At 64.2% G+C, this 16,023-nt stretch carries 17 protein-coding genes and 1 pseudogene; 12 read left to right on the top strand and 6 right to left on the bottom strand.

Going from position 1 to position 16,023, the window contains the following annotated elements:
- The first annotated feature begins 550 nt into the window (after positions 1-550).
- From AC5V87_RS29930 to AC5V87_RS29940, 3 genes are all read left to right on the top strand, one after another.
- Positions 551-1,003 carry a (2Fe-2S)-binding protein gene (locus tag AC5V87_RS29930; RefSeq protein ID WP_129274700.1) on the top strand — a complete coding sequence of 151 codons (453 nt, stop codon included), beginning with the start codon at positions 551-553 and terminating at the stop codon, positions 1,001-1,003.
- A 1-nt stretch (position 1,004) separates the two neighbouring features.
- The gene (locus AC5V87_RS29935) at positions 1,005-3,317 is read left to right on the top strand and encodes a xanthine dehydrogenase family protein molybdopterin-binding subunit (RefSeq protein WP_495368609.1); all 2,313 of its coding nucleotides are present in this window, start codon (positions 1,005-1,007) and stop codon (positions 3,315-3,317) included.
- A 132-nt stretch (positions 3,318-3,449) separates the two neighbouring features.
- Positions 3,450-3,710, top strand: a complete 261-nt coding sequence (locus AC5V87_RS29940; protein ID WP_456836838.1) for a hypothetical protein — start codon at positions 3,450-3,452, stop codon at positions 3,708-3,710.
- Between the two features lie 242 nt (positions 3,711-3,952).
- On the opposite strand, the gene AC5V87_RS29945 is transcribed toward AC5V87_RS29940, so the two are convergent.
- The 5 genes from AC5V87_RS29945 to AC5V87_RS29965 form a co-directional block, all read right to left on the bottom strand.
- On the bottom strand, positions 3,953-5,680 hold the full coding sequence (locus tag AC5V87_RS29945; RefSeq protein WP_456836837.1) for a methanol/ethanol family PQQ-dependent dehydrogenase: 1,728 nt from the start codon (positions 5,678-5,680) through the stop codon (positions 3,953-3,955).
- Positions 5,681-5,809: 129 nt separating this feature from the next.
- Complete coding sequence (locus AC5V87_RS29950; protein WP_495368610.1) at positions 5,810-6,463, bottom strand: QcrA and Rieske domain-containing protein; 654 nt, start codon at positions 6,461-6,463, stop codon at positions 5,810-5,812.
- A 244-nt stretch (positions 6,464-6,707) separates the two neighbouring features.
- Positions 6,708-7,172: a group III truncated hemoglobin gene (locus tag AC5V87_RS29955; protein WP_456836835.1), complete on the bottom strand. Its 465-nt coding sequence runs from the start codon at positions 7,170-7,172 to the stop codon at positions 6,708-6,710.
- 138 nt (positions 7,173-7,310) lie between these two features.
- Positions 7,311-8,162, bottom strand: coding sequence for a 3-hydroxybutyryl-CoA dehydrogenase (locus AC5V87_RS29960; RefSeq protein ID WP_495368611.1), 852 nt, complete (start codon positions 8,160-8,162; stop codon positions 7,311-7,313).
- Between the two features lie 322 nt (positions 8,163-8,484).
- Positions 8,485-8,811, bottom strand: coding sequence for a hypothetical protein (locus AC5V87_RS29965; protein ID WP_456836833.1), 327 nt, complete (start codon positions 8,809-8,811; stop codon positions 8,485-8,487).
- A 191-nt stretch (positions 8,812-9,002) separates the two neighbouring features.
- Between AC5V87_RS29965 and AC5V87_RS29970 the strand changes: the two genes are divergently transcribed.
- From AC5V87_RS29970 to AC5V87_RS29990, 5 genes are all read left to right on the top strand, one after another.
- Positions 9,003-9,347, top strand: coding sequence for an ArsR/SmtB family transcription factor (locus AC5V87_RS29970; RefSeq protein ID WP_456836832.1), 345 nt, complete (start codon positions 9,003-9,005; stop codon positions 9,345-9,347).
- Positions 9,348-9,358: 11 nt separating this feature from the next.
- Positions 9,359-9,838, top strand: coding sequence for an ArsI/CadI family heavy metal resistance metalloenzyme (locus AC5V87_RS29975; RefSeq protein WP_456836831.1), 480 nt, complete (start codon positions 9,359-9,361; stop codon positions 9,836-9,838).
- A gap of 16 nt (positions 9,839-9,854) precedes the next feature.
- Positions 9,855-10,265: an arsenate reductase (glutaredoxin) gene (gene arsC, locus AC5V87_RS29980; protein WP_456836830.1), complete on the top strand. Its 411-nt coding sequence runs from the start codon at positions 9,855-9,857 to the stop codon at positions 10,263-10,265.
- On the top strand, positions 10,265-10,969 hold the full coding sequence (locus AC5V87_RS29985) for an aquaporin (RefSeq protein ID WP_456836829.1): 705 nt from the start codon (positions 10,265-10,267) through the stop codon (positions 10,967-10,969). The genes arsC and AC5V87_RS29985 overlap by 1 nt, the downstream gene beginning before the upstream one ends.
- Before the next feature lie 166 nt (positions 10,970-11,135).
- Positions 11,136-11,834, top strand: coding sequence for an ABC transporter permease (locus tag AC5V87_RS29990; protein WP_456836828.1), 699 nt, complete (start codon positions 11,136-11,138; stop codon positions 11,832-11,834).
- Here the strand turns inward: AC5V87_RS29990 and AC5V87_RS29995 are convergent.
- Complete coding sequence (locus AC5V87_RS29995) at positions 11,808-12,617, bottom strand: ABC transporter substrate-binding protein (protein ID WP_495368612.1); 810 nt, start codon at positions 12,615-12,617, stop codon at positions 11,808-11,810. The genes AC5V87_RS29990 and AC5V87_RS29995 overlap by 27 nt on opposite strands.
- Positions 12,618-12,777: 160 nt before the next feature.
- Between AC5V87_RS29995 and AC5V87_RS30000 the strand changes: the two genes are divergently transcribed.
- The 4 genes and pseudogenes from AC5V87_RS30000 to blaBJP all read left to right on the top strand — a co-directional run bounded on the left by AC5V87_RS30000 (position 12,778) and on the right by blaBJP (position 15,983).
- Positions 12,778-13,050 carry a hypothetical protein gene (locus AC5V87_RS30000; protein ID WP_495368613.1) on the top strand — a complete coding sequence of 91 codons (273 nt, stop codon included), beginning with the start codon at positions 12,778-12,780 and terminating at the stop codon, positions 13,048-13,050.
- Positions 13,051-13,338: 288 nt separating this feature from the next.
- A complete protein-coding gene (locus AC5V87_RS30005; protein ID WP_495368614.1) occupies positions 13,339-14,598 on the top strand; it encodes a hypothetical protein in 1,260 nt (419 codons plus the stop codon).
- A gap of 61 nt (positions 14,599-14,659) precedes the next feature.
- Positions 14,660-14,928, top strand: a pseudogene (locus AC5V87_RS30010) (TonB-dependent receptor plug domain-containing protein).
- Between the two features lie 170 nt (positions 14,929-15,098).
- The gene (gene blaBJP / locus AC5V87_RS30015) at positions 15,099-15,983 is read left to right on the top strand and encodes a BJP family subclass B3 metallo-beta-lactamase (protein WP_495368615.1); all 885 of its coding nucleotides are present in this window, start codon (positions 15,099-15,101) and stop codon (positions 15,981-15,983) included.
- The last annotated feature ends 40 nt before the right edge of the window (positions 15,984-16,023 follow it).

A 16,023-nucleotide genomic window follows, 5' to 3' on the forward strand; every position in this document is an offset into this window, starting at 1 on the left:
AGCGAGCCGGACGGGGCCCGGTCTCGGAACGATCGCGGCGTGCCCCGCCGCTTCTGTGCGGCGCGTATGCGAGAGAGCCATTGGCTCCTCAGTCCTGGTCTCTGAATGACTGCGCAGTGCCGCCTGCTTCCCGATTGAAGTCCGCGGTGTCTGCGTTTCTCCCTCCCTCGACTGAGGCATCCTGCTTCGTCCGTGCAGTCTTTCTCGCGGACGAAGCCTTTTTCGTGTGCCTGCCTAGGATGCGCGCGGTGTGACGTCGCGCCCTGCTTTTGACAAACCATCGATGCAATCTTTTCCCGGTGAGAACACTCGGCTGTGAACGCCGGGTCGGCGCGATCTCTGCTACGATCGCGCCGTCACGATGCCGTTCAATCAACTAAGAACAAAACGGGAGGTATCGAGCACATCCGGACATCGCCATTACCTGCCTCCCTCCGGGATCTGCCCGCGCGGGATGACGGCAGATATCTGGCGATACGACGCACGAACCACTGCCGATCCAAATCGGCGCATTTGAATTCGATATGCTTATGAAGAGCGAGGGACGATCATGATCAAGGTGAAGATCAACGGCCAGGAACAGAGCTGGGATGGCGACCCGGATCTCCCGCTACTCTGGTTCCTGCGCGACGAGGCCGGGCTGACCGGAACCAAATATGGCTGCGGCCAGGCCCTGTGCGGCGCCTGCACCGTCATCGTCGACAAGGAAGCCGTGCGCTCCTGCATCACGTCGATCAACGACGTCGCCGGACGCGAGGTCACCACGATCGAGGGACTGCATCCGAACGGCGACCACCCGGTGCAGAAGGCCTGGCGCCAGGTCAACGTGCCCCAATGCGGCTTCTGCCAGGCGGGCCAGATCATGCAGGCCGCCGCGCTATTGATGGACAACCCGAAGCCGTCGCATGACCAGATCCGCGAGGCGATGGCCGGCAACATCTGCCGCTGCGGCTGCTATCAGCGCATCGAGAACGCGGTCCATCTCGCATCGACGGGGGTGTGATATGAATTTCATCGACAATCCGGGCAAGCTCCGCGGCTTCGAAAAGAACATCAAAGTCGAGAAGATCTCGCGCCGCACCATCCTGAAGGGGCTCGGCATCACCGGCGGCTTCGTGCTCGCCGCACCCGTGATGTCGCGTCAGGCCTTCGCCTATGAGACCGGCGCCGGCAAGATGCCGCATGGCATCGTGGTCGATCCGCGCGTCTTCGTCGCGGTCGCGCCCGACGGCGTCGTCACCATCCTCGCCCATCGCTCCGAGATGGGCACCGGCGTGCGCACCAGCCTGCCGCTGATCGTGGCGGAGGAGATGGAAGCCGACTGGTCCAAGGTGAAGGTGCAGCAGGCCCATGGCGACGAGGTCAAGTTCGGCAACCAGGACACCGACGGCTCGCGCAGCACGCGCCATTACCTGATTCCGATGCGCCAGATCGGCGCCTCCGCCCGCACCATGCTGGAGCAGGCCGCGGCCAAGCGCTGGAACGTGCCGGCGACCGAGGTCAAGGCCGTCAATCACGAAGTCGTCCATAGCGCCAGCGGTCGCAAGCTCGGCTTTGGCGAGCTCGCGGCCGACGCCGCCAAGGAATCGGTGCCGAGCATCGAAGGCCTCAAGCTGAAGGACCCCAAGGACTTCCGCTATCTCGGCAAGGGCCAGGTCGGCATCGTCGATCTCCACGACATCACCACCGGCAAGGCGCAATATGGCGCCGACGTACGCCTGCCCGGCATGAAATATGCCGTGATCGCGCGGCCGCCGGTGACTGGCGGCAAGCTGGTCAAGTTCGAGCCGGACGATGCGCTGAAGATTCCCGGCGTCGAGAAGGTGATGCAGGTGCGCGGCTGGCCATGGCCGTCGAAGTTCCAGCCGCTCGGCGGCGTCGCGGTGATTGCGCGCAACACCGGCGCGGCGATCAAGGGCCGCGACGCACTGAAGCTGACCTGGGACGACGGCCCCAACGGCAAGTACGACTCGGTCGCCTATCGCAAGGAGCTCGAGGAGGCCGCGCGCAAGCCCGGCCTCGTCGTGCGCCAGGAGGGCGATGCCGACACCGCGCTGAAGAGCGCCGACAAGGTCATCGTCGGCGAATATTATCTGCCGCACCTCGCCCATGTCAGCATGGAGCCGCCGGTGGCGGTCGCCGACGTCAAGGGCGACAAGGCGGAGATCTGGGCGCCGGTGCAGAGCCCCGGCGGCACCCGTGAGGATGTCGCCAAGACGCTCGGCATTCCCGAGGGTAACGTCACCGTCAACGTTACGCTGCTTGGCGGCGGCTTCGGCCGCAAGTCGAAATGCGATTTTGCGCTCGAGGCTGCCCTCCTCTCGAAAGAACTGGGCGCGCCCGTGAAGGTGCAATGGACGCGCGAGGACGATCTCCATCACGACTTCTTGCACACGGTTTCGGTGGAACGGATCGAGGCGGGACTCGACAAGAGCGGCAAGGTGATCGCATGGCGCCATCGCAGCGTGGCACCGACGATCGCCTCGACCTTCGCCGCGGGCGCCAACCACGCAGCTCCCTTCGAGCTCGGCATGGGCCTCGTCGATATGCCGTTCGAGATCGCCAACATCACCTGCGAGAATCCGGAAGCTGCGGCGTTCACCCGTATCGGCTGGTTCCGCTCGGTCTCGAACATTCCGCGCGCCTTCGCGGTGCAGTCGATGGTCGGCGAAATCGCGGCTGCGACCGGCCGCGACCAGAAGGAGACGCTGCTCGCGCTGATCGGCAGTCCGCGCATCGTCAAGCCGGCGGTGAAGGATCTGTGGAACTATGGCGAGCCATTCGACAGCTATCCGATCGACACCGCGCGCCTGCGCAAGGTGGTCGAGCTGGTCGCCGAGAAGGGTGAATGGGGCCGCCGGATGCCCAAGGGCCATGGCCTCGGCATCGCGGTCCACCGCAGCTTCGTCAGCTACATCGCGACCATCGTCGAGGTGGCCGTCGACGAGAAGGGCAAGCTGACGGTACCGCGGGTCGACACCGCGATCGATTGCGGTACCTATGTCAATCCCGAGCGCATCGCCTCGCAGATCGAGGGCGCGGCGATCATGGGGTTGAGCCTTGCCAAATACGGCGAGGTCACCTTCAAGGACGGCAAGGTGGAGCAGAAGAACTTCGATGACTTCCAGCTCATCCGGATGGATGAATCTCCTCTCGTCACTAACGTCTACATCGTTCCGCCCGGACCCGACACGCCGCCGAGCGGCGTCGGCGAGCCCGGCGTTCCACCGTTCGCGCCGGCGATGATGAATGCGATCTTCGCCGCGACCGGAAAGCGCATCCGCAACCTTCCGCTCGGCAAGCAACTCGAAACCTAGGGCCTGACGAAACTAGGTTCGGCGGGCTGTTCATGGTTCACCTCTCCCCTCGGGGGGAGGTGAACCGAGCCCTGAGCGGGGAACACAAGGCGCCCTCGCGCCGTTTCCATCGATCTGACAGGGAGCAGATCGATGACCAACATCTCAAAGGCGCTCGCAGTGTCGCTGCTGTCGGGCGCCTTTTTCATGACCACGACGGGCGCGTTCGCCCAAAGCAAAACGACGCCCCCGGCCACCGCGACGCGCCCCGCCGCGCCGGACCAGAACTCGCTTCCCAACGCCAATGCTCCGCCCCCTTCGACCACCCAGACCACCGGGCAGAGCGATCCGGATCCGAAGGTTCGGGAGATGAACCAGAAAGAAAAGGACAAGGTCGAGCGCGAGGGGAAGTAGCGCTCCTCCAGCGTTTTGCGCAGTAGCGTTGCCGCACCGTCATGGCCGGGCATAGCCGTCCGAAGGACGGCGTCGCTTCCGCTCACGTCTATCCCGGTGATCCACGACCTTTGCCGCGGCACCAAGAACGTGACGAGACGCGTCGGCAAAGGCGCGTCGTCACATGCAAAATGCGGCGGACGTCGCCGTCCGCCGCATTCTCCACCCCCCTGCTGCTCCGCTTTCGTCGATCCGCCGCGAAGCTATTTCTTCAGCGCGAACACCCAGATCACGCCACCTTGCGGCACGTTGGACTCGATGCCGATATTGTTGGTGGCGAGCGCATCCTGGATGCGCTGCGCGTCGACGCCCCAGCCGGACTGGATCGCGACATATTGGGTGCCGTCGACCTCATAGGACACCGGCATGCCCATGATGCCGGAGTTGGTCTTCTGCTCCCACAAGAGCTCGCCGGTCTTGGCGTTGAAGGCGCGGAAGTTGCGGTCGTTGGTGCCGCCGGCGAAGACGAGATCGCCCGCGGTCGCCGTCACCGAGCCGAACAGCTGCGATTTCGGGAAATTGTGCTGCCACACCTTCTTGCCCGTGACGGGATCCCAGGCCTGGAGCTCGCCGAAATGATCGGCACCTGGCTTCGCCTTCAGGCCGATGTCCTCCGGCTTGGTGCCGAGCCAAAGCTCACCCGGCTTGAGCGGAAGCTTCTCGCCGGTGAAGCCGCCGCAGAAATTCTCGTTGGCTGGCACATAGACGAGACCCGTCTTCTGGCTGTAGGCCGCCGACGGCCAATCCTTGCCGCCCCACAGCGACGGACAGAACTCGACTCGCTTGCCGATGACCGGCTTGTGGTCGGGATCGACGATCGGCTTGCCGGTCTCCGCATCGATGCCCTTCCAGACGTCGGTGGAGACGAACGGCCAGCCGGCGACGTAGTTGATCTTGGTCGGCGTGCGCTCCAGCACCCAGAAGATCGCGTCGCGTCCCGGATGGACCAGGCTCTTGATGTTGCGGCCGTCGCGTTGCAGGTCGATCAGCATCGGCGCCTCGACCTCGTCCCAGTCCCAGGAATCGTTCTGGTGGTACTGGTGATAGGTCTTGATCTTGCCGGTGCTGGGATCCAGCCCGAGCACGGACGAGGTGTAGAGATTGTCGCCGGGATGCATCTCGCCGGGCCACGGCGCGGCATTGCCGACGCCCCAATAGATCGTCTTGGTGTCCTTGTCGTAATTGCCGGTCATCCAGGCCGAGCCGCCGCCATTCTTCCAGTCGTCGCCCTTCCAGGTGTCATGACCGGGCTCGCCCTCGCCGGGAATGGTGAAGGTGCGCCACAGCTCCTTGCCGTCCTTGGCATCGAAGGCCGCGACATAGCCACGTACGCCGAACTCGCCGCCGGAGCCGCCGACAATGACCTTGCCGTCGACGATCAGCGGCATCAGGGTCATGTACTGGCCCTTCTTGTAGTCCTGCACCTTGGTGTCCCACACCACCTTGCCGGTCTTGGCGTCGAGCGCGACGACATGGTCGTCGGTGGTGGCGAGATAGAGCTTGTCCTCCCAGAGACCGACGCCGCGGCTCGTGGGGTGTAGCTGGAACAGATCGTCGGGGAGCTGCCGCTTGTAGCGCCAGTACTCGTCGCCGGTCTTCGCGTTGAGCGCGATCACCTGCCCCATCGGCGTTGCCACGAACATCACGCCGTTGTTGACGATCGGCGGGGCCTCGTGGCCTTCGACGACGCCCGTGGCAAAGGTCCAGACCGGCGTGAGATTCTTGACGTTCGAGGTGTTGATCTGGTCGAGCGGGCTGTAGCCTTGGCCGTCATAGGTGCGGCGATAGAGCATCCAATTGCCCGGTTCGGGACTCTCCAACCGCTGCTGGGTGACTGGCGCGTAGCTCTCGATCGGGCCGGCAATTGCGGCGGTCGAGACAAGACACGTGAAGGCGACGAAGCCGGACAGGTACCATTGCTTCCTGGTCATGGACGTTTTCATGGACGTTCCTCTTTTTCATCCGCTTGAATTCTTGTTCTGAATTCTTGTCGTTCGTCCCGTCGTCCGCCCCTCGGCGGATGCGGCCTCTCGTGACGCGGGCCCAACCCGCACCGTCCATCATCCTGGCTGCGTGCCACCTACCTTTCCGATGAAGTTGCCAGCGACGCTGAGCGAGCCGTCAGCGAGCGCCAGCGGCAGCGCGGCAAGCCGTCGCGGCGCCGGCCCGAACACCACCTGCGCGCCCTCGCGAGGATCGTATTCGGAATTGTGGCACATGCACTTGAACACATCCTTGTCGCTGACATCGCTCTTGACCCAGGCAGTGACGGGACAGCCGGCATGCGAGCAGATCGCCGAATAGGCAAGGATGCCGTCGACCGCGCGCGCGCGGGTCTTCTCGTCGAGCTCGGCGGGATCGAGCCGGATGATCAGGATCTCGTTGAGGCGCGAGGCGCTGCGCACGACCGATGTCTTGGGGTCCTTCGGCCAAGCATGCACCGGCGGCCCGCCCGCCGGCAGATCAGCTGGGGTGACGAGCTTTCCCTCCTGGTCTCCTTCGGAGAAGACGAGCACGTCGCCCTTCTGTGGCCGCTCGTCGGAGCCCGGCGGATCCTCGCCCGCGTGCGCCTGTGTGGAACAGCCGAGACACGCGGTGCTGGCGAGCGCGCCGAGCAGGATCGCTCGTCGCGTCTGCTCCCTACACGCGTCAGCTTCGGGTTCCGCAATGGTCTCGGAGGATAGAGAATGGGTGTTGAACGGTGCGCTCGCCATGCCCGCTAGCAGGCGCTGGAACTCTGCCGAAAACAAGGCAAAGAATTGGCGCCGCAATGCATCAATATGGCTTTGCTCGCTTTGATTGAGCGAGAATAAACGCGTTCGCGCGCGTTTTCGCGACTTCTACGTCGCACCGCGCGAACGGCATGATGATTTTGCAGATCAGACCGATGATGCTGGAATTGGTGCGGCGCGCCATCGCGACGCCAAGCCTTTGCGTCTCACGCAGGCGATTTGTATTTCAGGACCTCAGCACGTGACGCGGCGAAGCGATGCGGCCTGCGATGGTGGCCGAAGCCATTTCAAAGCTGTCGGCGATGCGCCGCGCCTTGTCGATGAACAGCGCAGCCGCCGGCTGCGGACAGACTTCGCGCGCGGTCTGCTCGAACAGCTCGAGCCAGCGGTCGAAATGATCGCCAACCAGACTCAGCGGCATATGCGCCCGCATCGGCGAGCCATGATAGCGGCCGCTCATCAGCACGACGGACGACCAGAAATCTTTGAGCTTGGCGAGGTGCTCGTCCCAATTCTGGACGATCGCGAACACCGGCCCCAGCAGTGCGTCCTCGCGCACGCGTCCGTAGAAGCGGGTGACGAGTTCCCCGATCATTTCCTCGGTGATTCCGGTGCGCTCGATTGCATCCTGGGTCAACAGGTTCCGCCGCGCGGCCGCCGCCTCGCGCTCAGCCTTCAGTCGATCCGACATTGTCCTTTGTTTTCCGTTTCGTTGTTCCCGCGAGCCGCCCGTTCGACATTGTCGGGCCACTTGCGCGCGGCGTCTTTGTCGCAGCGCAAATTGCGGGGATCGGGCGGCGGACGCGAAGGCCCGCCGCCTGCACCATGATCAGGTGCCGTAAGTATAAAAGCCCTGCCCGGTCTTGCGGCCGAGATGGCCGGCATCGACCATTTCCTTGAGCAAGGGGGCCGGCCGGTATTTAGGGTCGTTGAAGCCCTTATAGAAGACCTCCATCACCGACAGCATGGTGTCGAGGCCGACCAGATCGGCCAGCGCCAGCGGCCCGATCGGATGATTGCAGCCGAGCTTCATGCCGGCGTCGATCTCTTCCGCCGTCGCAATCCCTTCCTGTAGCGCGAAGATCGCCTCGTTGATCATCGGGCACAGGATGCGGTTGACGGCGAAGCCCGGGCTGTTCTTGGCCGTGATCGCCACCTTGCCGACGCGCTGGGCGAAATCGAGCGCCTTGGCGTGGGTATCGTCGGAGGTCTGCAAGCCGCGGATGAGTTCCAGCAACGCCATCACCGGAACCGGGTTGAAGAAATGCATGCCGATGAAGCGATCGGGACGATCGGTTGCGGCGGCGAGCTTGGTGATCGAGATCGACGACGTGTTGGTCGCAACCAATGTGCGCGGCGCCAGCGTGGCGCAGAGATCCTTCAGGATCTTGACCTTGAGCTCCTCGTTCTCGGTCGCCGCTTCGACGACCAGGTCGCAGTCGGAGAGCTTGGCGCGATCGGTGGTGCCTGTGATGCGCTTCAGCGTCGCCTCGCGATCGGCCGCCGAGATCTTCTCCTTCTTGACTAGGCGCTCGAGGCTGCCGCCGACGGTCGAAAGCCCGCGGTTCACCGCCGCATCCGAAATGTCGACCATCACGACCGAGAGCCCGGCCGCGGCGCAAACCTGCGCAATGCCGTTCCCCATGGTCCCTGCCCCGATGATGCCAACGGTCTGGATCATTGCCTCACATCCTTTATCCTTGCGGGGCGCGCCGGTAGGGCCCGCCCCAGTGTTTCTGCATCAGGGTCTAGCACTGCCCGAGGGCGGGGGCGACCTGATCATGCCCCTTCCTTAAAGCATCCGAGGCGGGAATAAAGCCGCCCTTATGGGCCAAAGCGCCTGATTGGCGCCTTGGCCGGGAGATTTGCCTCGATTTCCGGTCTTCTCCTTCCCGCAGCCGGCGACAGAGGGCGGCTGGGAGCCGCTGCCTGTCTTGATCCTCTTGATTCTCTAGATCAATCGGACGATGCAGCGCTCGCGAACTGATGCTCGATGGGGGACCTCATGCATAGCCTGCAAGTTGAAGCAGTTCGGATTGCTGCTCGGCTTCTCTGGCGCGGTGACGGCTGCAGAGCCGGCCGATGCCCAGGCCATTGTCGATGTCTCCAGAATAACCTGCGATCAGTACGTCACACAGTACATCACTCACAGCCGCACCGATTTCCGTCTCGTGCTGACCAATGCGCCGGGCGAAGACGCCGATCCGATCCACGGGGACGACCTTCGTGCTGATGCCGAAGGTGCCGAAATCACAGCAGCGTGCCTCAACCGCGATCGACTTCGTTCGCTGGTCGCTGGAAAATGGAAGGTCGGAAGCGCAGACGCTCAAATACGTTCCCTGCCGCCGCCCTGGTCCATCAGATCGCGCGCTATTGGCAGCAGAACTTCGAGGCGCAGCGCTCTCCGTAACGGTCAACGTGAAACGTTGAGGCCCAAAGGCCCGGTCGTCAGATCGAGATCGGGGCGGTCCCGCCCCGATCTCGATTGACAGACGTCAAATATTTCCATAATCGTTGAAATATGGAAAAGACAGATGCCGTCGCAGCGCTCGCCGCGCTTGCCCAGGATAATCGTCTGGACGTGTTCCGCCTGCTGGTGCAGGCCGGGCCGGAGGGCATGGCCGCGGGCGCGATCGCCGAGGCGCTGGATCTTGCCCCCAACACGCTGACGTTCCACTTCGACCGGCTGCGGGTGGCGGGGCTTGCGAGCGTCCGGCGCGAGGGGCGCTCGATGATCTATGCGGCGCGCTTCGAGACGATGAATGCGCTCGTCGGCTTCCTGACCGAAAACTGCTGCGGCGGAGCGTCCTGCGCTCCTGCAGCGCCCGCGACATCCGCGCGAAAGCGCAGCAAGGTGCCAGCCTGAAGGGACCGATCATGAAGCGCCTGCACGTTCACGTCTCCGTCGAGGATCTCTCCCGCTCGATCGGGTTCTACTCCGCCTTGTTCGCAAGCGAGCCGTCGGTCGTGAAATCCGACTATGCCAAATGGATGCTCGAAGATCCCCGCGTGAATTTTGCCATCTCGACGCGCGGACGCGCGGCAGGGCTCGACCATCTCGGTATCCAGGTCGAGACCGGCGAGGAGCTGCAGGAGGTCTATGCGCGTCTGCGCGAGGCCGGCGGCGACATCATCGAACAGGGCCAGACCACCTGCTGCTATGCGAAGTCGGAAAAATCCTGGATCGACGATCCCGCCGGCATCGCTTGGGAAACCTTCCACACCACGGGCGAGAGCACCGATTACGGTGACGGCAGCGGCGAGAACCGGGGGCGGGTCGCGCACGAGAAGCAACAGCCGCAATCGGCCTGCTGCGCGCCGCAGGCGGCGCCGGCAGCCTCAAAGGCAGGCTGCTGAGCGCGGAGGTTCTCGAATGGACGCGATCATCTACCACAATCCCGATTGTGGAACGTCGCGCAACGCGCTTGCGATGATCCGCAACGCCGGCATCGAGCCGCACGTGATCGAATATCTGAAGACGCCGCCGTCGCGAGCGCTGTTGCAGCAGTTGATCGCTCGCATGGGAATTTCAGTACGCGAGGCGGTGCGCGAGAAGGCTACGCCTTACGCGGAGCTCGGGCTCGGCAACATGGCACTGACCGACGAGCAATTGCTCGACGCGATGATGGCGCACCCGATCCTCATCAATCGGCCGATCGTGGTGACGTCGAAAGGCGTGAAGCTTTGCCGCCCCTCTGAACTTGTGCTCGATCTCCTGCCGGCGCAGCACGGCGAATTCGTCAAGGAAGATGGCGAGCGCGTCCGACTGGATCGCGGCGCCTGATGCCGGGCCCTGCACAGCGAATCTTTGTCGAGTGGCTCGGGACGGCGTTCCTGCTTGCAGCCGTCGTCGGCTCCGGGATCATGGCGCAGAGACTCTCCGGCGGAAACGTCGCGCTGGCGCTGCTGTGCAATACCATCGCCACCGGTGCTGCTCTCGTCGTGCTGATCCTGACGTTCGCCCCGATATCGGGTGCGCATTTCAATCCGGCGGTGACGTTGGCATTTGCTTTGCGCGGCGAGGTGTCACGGAGTGACGCTGCGGCCTACGTCGCTGCTCAGATCGCCGGCGCGATCGCAGGCGTAGGGCTCGCGCATCTGATGTTCGAGCTTCCCGTCCTCCAGCTCTCGCTCACGGAACGCAGCGGCGCTGGACAGTGGTTGGCCGAGGCCGTCGCCACCTTCGGCCTGCTGTCGACGGTCCTTGGCGTCGGCTATCGGACGCCCGCGGCCGTTCCTTACGCGGTCGCCCTCTATATCACGTCAGCCTACTGGTTCACGTCGTCGACGTCGTTCGCCAATCCCGCGGTCACCATCGCCCGCTCGCTGTCCGATACGTTCGCGGGGATCGCCCCTCGGGGTATTCCGGCTTTCATCACCGCTCAACTCATCGGGGCCGCTCTTGCCGTTCTGCTGGCACGCTGGCTATGGTCCGGAGCCTCTGAAACCTGGAGCACTTCCAAGCTCCCGTCCGGTGAGCCTGTATAACGGGCCCCAAATTCATTTTCTGAAATGAATCGCGTTTCCAAATCGATTCCCACGGGTATTCTGCACAGGTCGGCAAGACCAGCAGAGACCAATCCGTGACCCGATCATGCAGCTTCGACATCGATGATCCCGGGGCATTCTGCCCGGCGCCGAACCGCCCGGCCGAATGAACGATTTCGCGCGATCCGTTGCCGCAGCCTTTGCGCTGATCGGCGAAGCCGATGCCGAGCTGCTGGGCATCGTCGCGTTGTCGGTGCGCGTCAGCCTGACCGCCAGCATCATCGCCCTCGTGATCGGCGCGCCGTTCGGGGCCCTGCTTGCGATCTGCCGTTTCCACGGGCGGCAGGTCATCATCGTGCTGACGAATGCGCTGCTCGGCCTTCCGCCGGTCGTGGTTGGGCTCGCGCTTTATCTGCTGCTGTCGCGATCCGGTGCGCTCGGGGCGGCCGGCCTTCTGTTCACGCCGACTGCCATGGTGATCGCGCAGACCCTGCTCGCCACGCCGATCGTGGTGGCGCTGGTGCACCGGCCGGCAAGCCTGCTGTGGGCGGAGTACGGCGACCTCGCGCGGATCGACGGACTGTCGGCCCTGCGCAGCATGGCGCTCCTGCTCGCGCTGGGCCGGACCTCGCTGCTGACGGCATTTCTCGCGGCGTTCGGACGTGCCATCGCCGAGGTCGGCGCCATCATCATTGTCGGCGGCAACATCCGCGGCTTCACGCGCACGATGACAACCGCGATCGCGCTGGAGACCAGCAAGGGCGATCTGCCGCTGGCGCTCGGGCTCGGGCTGATCCTGCTCGCGCTCAGCGTCGCGGTGTCGACCGTCGCATTCCTGCTAGTGGGACGCGTTGGGGAAAAATAGCTGCTCGCCACCGACCTTGTAGCCGGCGATCGCATCCTGCCCCTTCGGCGAGACGAGCCAGTCGATGAAGGCCTGCCCGTCCTTCGCCTTCACGTTCGGATGCTTGTCCGGATTTACCAGCATGACGCCGTACTGATTGAACAGCCGCTTGTCGCCCTCGGTCAGGATGGCAAGCTCGCCGCGATTCTTGAACGACAGCCAGGTGCCGCGGTCCGACAGCAGATAGGCGTTCGACGACGAAGCCATGTTCAGTGCCGGGCCCATGCCCTGCCCAATCTCGCGATACCAACTGTTCTTGCCGGCGGCGATGTCGATGCCTGCCTCTTTCCACAATCTCAGCTCGGCCGCATGCGTGCCGGACTTGTCGCCGCGCGAGATGAACGGCGCCTTCGCCGCCGCAATCTTGCGCAGAGCGTCAGCGACATCCTTGCCACCGGCGATATGCGCGGGATCGGCCTTCGGGCCGACGACGACGAAGTCGTTGTACATGACGTCGAAGCGCTTCACGCCCTGCCCTTCGGACATGAACTTGTCTTCCGCCGGCTTGTCATGGACGAACACCACATCGGCATCGCCACGCCGTCCGATGTCGAGCGCCTGGCCAGTGCCGACGGCAACGACCTTCACCTCGATGCCCTCGGCTTTCGAGAAAAGCGGCAGGAGATAGCCGAACAGGCCAGACTGCTCCGTCGACGTCGTCGAGGCCACGGTGATGCTGCGATCCTGCGCGAATGAGCATGTCGACCAGAACAGAACCGCTGCGATGGCGGCAAGCTTCCTCATTGCGTCGTCCTCACCTCGTATCGCGTGCTGCAAATTACGTCAGGCGAGCTGCACAGGGAACCCCGACGATCGGCCCGGCTCCGGCCGATCCGGGCGGCCGTCGCCCCGGAACGTTGCTCCCGCGTCCCGGTTGTCCAAACACCAACCCAGGGAGACCCTGATGAAGAAAGTCGTTCTCGCATCCGCCTGCCTCATGGCGCTGGCGGCCAGTGGCGCCTTTGCGCAGACACAACCCGCACCAGACGCAACCGGTCAGGGCGGCGTCGGTCAATCCTCGCGAGGTCCCGCGACCAAGGGCATGACAACGGGTAAGTCGTCGAACATGCAGAACGAGGCCGGCAGCAGCAAGGGCACGCAGTCGCCGAGCGCGGGCGGCACCAACACCAACAATATGGGCAGCCAAGCCGGCGGCGGCGCCGGCTCCGGGAAATAGCCGGAAGGTTGACATGCCAGGGAAGGCACGACTGTGCCTTCCCGCAATCAACGATCTCGGAAGACTCTTGCCGCGCCCAGGAGGCACGAGACATCGACGTTCGGAAAATCTCTGCAAGTGCCGACAGCAACTCACCTGCACGACACGCGTGGATGTTCTGCAATTGGTCCCAGTCAGATTGACATCGATGTGACAGGCGGGGCAGTTTTTCATATTGCTGACGAATCAGCGATTGCCTCACGCCGAGTACCTCTTGGACAACTCCCAGTGCTTTCGAGACTGATATCGTTGCTGCGCCGCATTCCGGCGGTGAATTGGGCGTTGACCCGGCTTCGGCCTTTGCCGCACGGCGGCAGCATCGACGTTGCCGCGAACGCAGCAAGCGGCTCGTCAGTCATCCTCACCGGCGTGGCGGAATCCGCTCCGGTGCTCGACACGGGCAGCGCCGAACCGTTGCATCGCCAGGCCGACATCACGGTCGCGCCTCCCCTTGCCGAGGACGAGCCCGCGATATCGGTCATCGCAGAGAGCCCGTCAGCAGCGCCAGCTGATATCAGCATCAGCAACGAATCCTCCACGGAGACGCCCACGGAGGCCGAGCCTGCCGTCGTCGAGCAGGCTTCGGTCTTGCCGATCGACGCCGCGAGCGAGCCGGTTGAGGCTCCCGAACTCGTCAGTAACGATCCTCCGGCGGAACTGCTTGCGAGCATCGAGCCCGTTATCGTCGAGGAGGCACCGCTCTCGTCCATCGAGGTTGCGAGCGAGCCGGCCGATGCTCCCGAAGCTGTTGTCGGCAGCGTTCCGCTGTTCGAGCTTTCGACCGAGATCGAGCCGGCCACTGCGGACGAGGCTCCGGCCTCGCCGGTCGATGTCACAATCGCTGCGGTCGATGCTCCCGTCCTTGCCAGCACTGACGATCCCGCCCCTGACGTTCTCGTCGATGACGCGCCGGCTGCTGTCGACGGCTCGTGTGTCGCGTGCACCGATGACAATGTCCTGGATGTCTCGGAGAGCAGCATCGACAGCGATCCCTTTCCCAGCTTCGCGGCGGAGATCGAGCCTGTCCGCGCGAGCGCGAGCGATCCTGCCGCGGTCATGGCGGTCGCCGCGGAGGATTCTTCCGCCGACGCAACCAGCGGCGTCGCCGATAGCGCGCCCGAGCCGGCCCTCGAGTCTCCCGTTGCGGAAAACCCTCGCGCGCCGAAGGCGCGCGCAAAGGGCACCGAACCCACCGACCGTGCCGCGCTGATCCGACAGCGCTGGGCGGAAACCGGGATCAGGATGTGGAATCCGCGGCTCCACGGCGCCGGCGATGCGACGCTGAACATCCAGGGGCGGATCGGCCTGCTGCCGCCCGCCCCCGGCGAGACGATGCCGCGCTATGATAAGCTGGAATTCAAGATGCTCGGCGGCCAGATCGTCTGCGAGGGCGTCATCGTCGAAGCGCCCGCGCAGACGGACAGGCGCAGCTTCACCCGGCTGGCCGAGCCGCGTTACCTCGAGCGGGTCCGCGAACCGGTGCGGGAACGCCAGGCTGCCCTCGCTTGATCCTTTTCGCGGCGACCGCCGGCGCGCTGTGATAGGCTGTACTCTCGAGATGGGAGATCGCATGCCCGCAAAATCGCTGCGACTGATCGTGCTCGTCGCGCTCTGTTGCTCGCAAGCTGCCCTGGCGGCATCAGGTAAGCGGCCGCGCCACGCGCCGGCCAATGATCCGACGCCCTACAAGACCGATCGCCTGTCCTCCTCGCGGGCGAGACGATCCTCAACACGCCAGGCCAGACCACCGTACTGACGCGTCAGGTCCTCGACGACATGAACGCAACCAGCCTCCGCGACGCCATGCGCTCGACCGCCGGCGTCACGATCGGGCGCTAGGCAGCTCCGCAGCTTTCAGCCGGCGCGCCGCTATTCCAGCTCGCCCCATGAATATTTCGCCGAGAACCCGGTTGCCCATGACGCCGGCCGCGACGTAACGTGGCTACCGGCTGGGTCACGCGACGTCTGCGTCCCACCAAGAAAGACAAGAACAATCCGGGAGGCAAATGATGAAGAAAATCACGGCCGCGCTGTGTGCGCTGGCCTTCCTCACAACCGGCGCACAGGCGCAGACCATCAAGGACTTCCTGGCAACGGTCATGCAGAAGTGGACGGCGCCGTTCGAGCCATTCCAGCTCATCGGCAACATCTACTATGTCGGCACCGACGGCATCGCCGTCTACGTCATCGAGACCTCGCAGGGGCTGATCCTGATGGATACGGCGATGCCGCAATCGACCGGCATGATCAAGGACAATATCGCCAAGCTCGGCTTCAAGGTTGCCGACGTCAAGATCATCCTCAACACCCACGCCCATCTCGATCACACCGGCGGCTTCGCCGAGATCAAGAAGGAGACCGGCGCGCAGCTCATCGCCGGCGAGCGCGACAAGCCGCTGCTCGAAGGCGGTTACTATCCCGGCGACGAGAAGAACGCAGACCTTTCCTTCCCCGCGGTGAAGGTTGACCGCACCGTCAAGGAAGGCGATAAGGTCACGCTCGGCGACACCACCCTGACGGCGCATGCGACCCCCGGCCACTCGCCGGGCTGCACGAGTTGGGAGATGACCGTGAAGGATGGCAGCCAGGATCGTGAGGTGCTGTTCTTCTGCAGCGGCACGGTGGCGCTGAACCGGCTGGTCGGCCAGCCGACCTATCCCGGCATCGTCGACGATTATCGCGCGACCTACGGCAAGGTGAAGGCGATGAAGATCGACGTGCTGCTCGGGCCGCATCCGGAAGTCTATGGCATGCAGGCCAAGCGCGCCGAGATGAAGGACGGCGCGCCGAACCCGTTCGTCAAGCCCGGCGAACTTACGACCTACGCGACGATGCTGTCGCAGGATTTCGACAAGCAGCTCGCCAAGCAGACCGCAGCGCTGGAGAGGAAATAACGGAGATCCTTCACCTCACTCCGACGGGAGAGGAGAATCC

This window comes from Bradyrhizobium sp. SOJA106 (assembly GCF_059448745.1).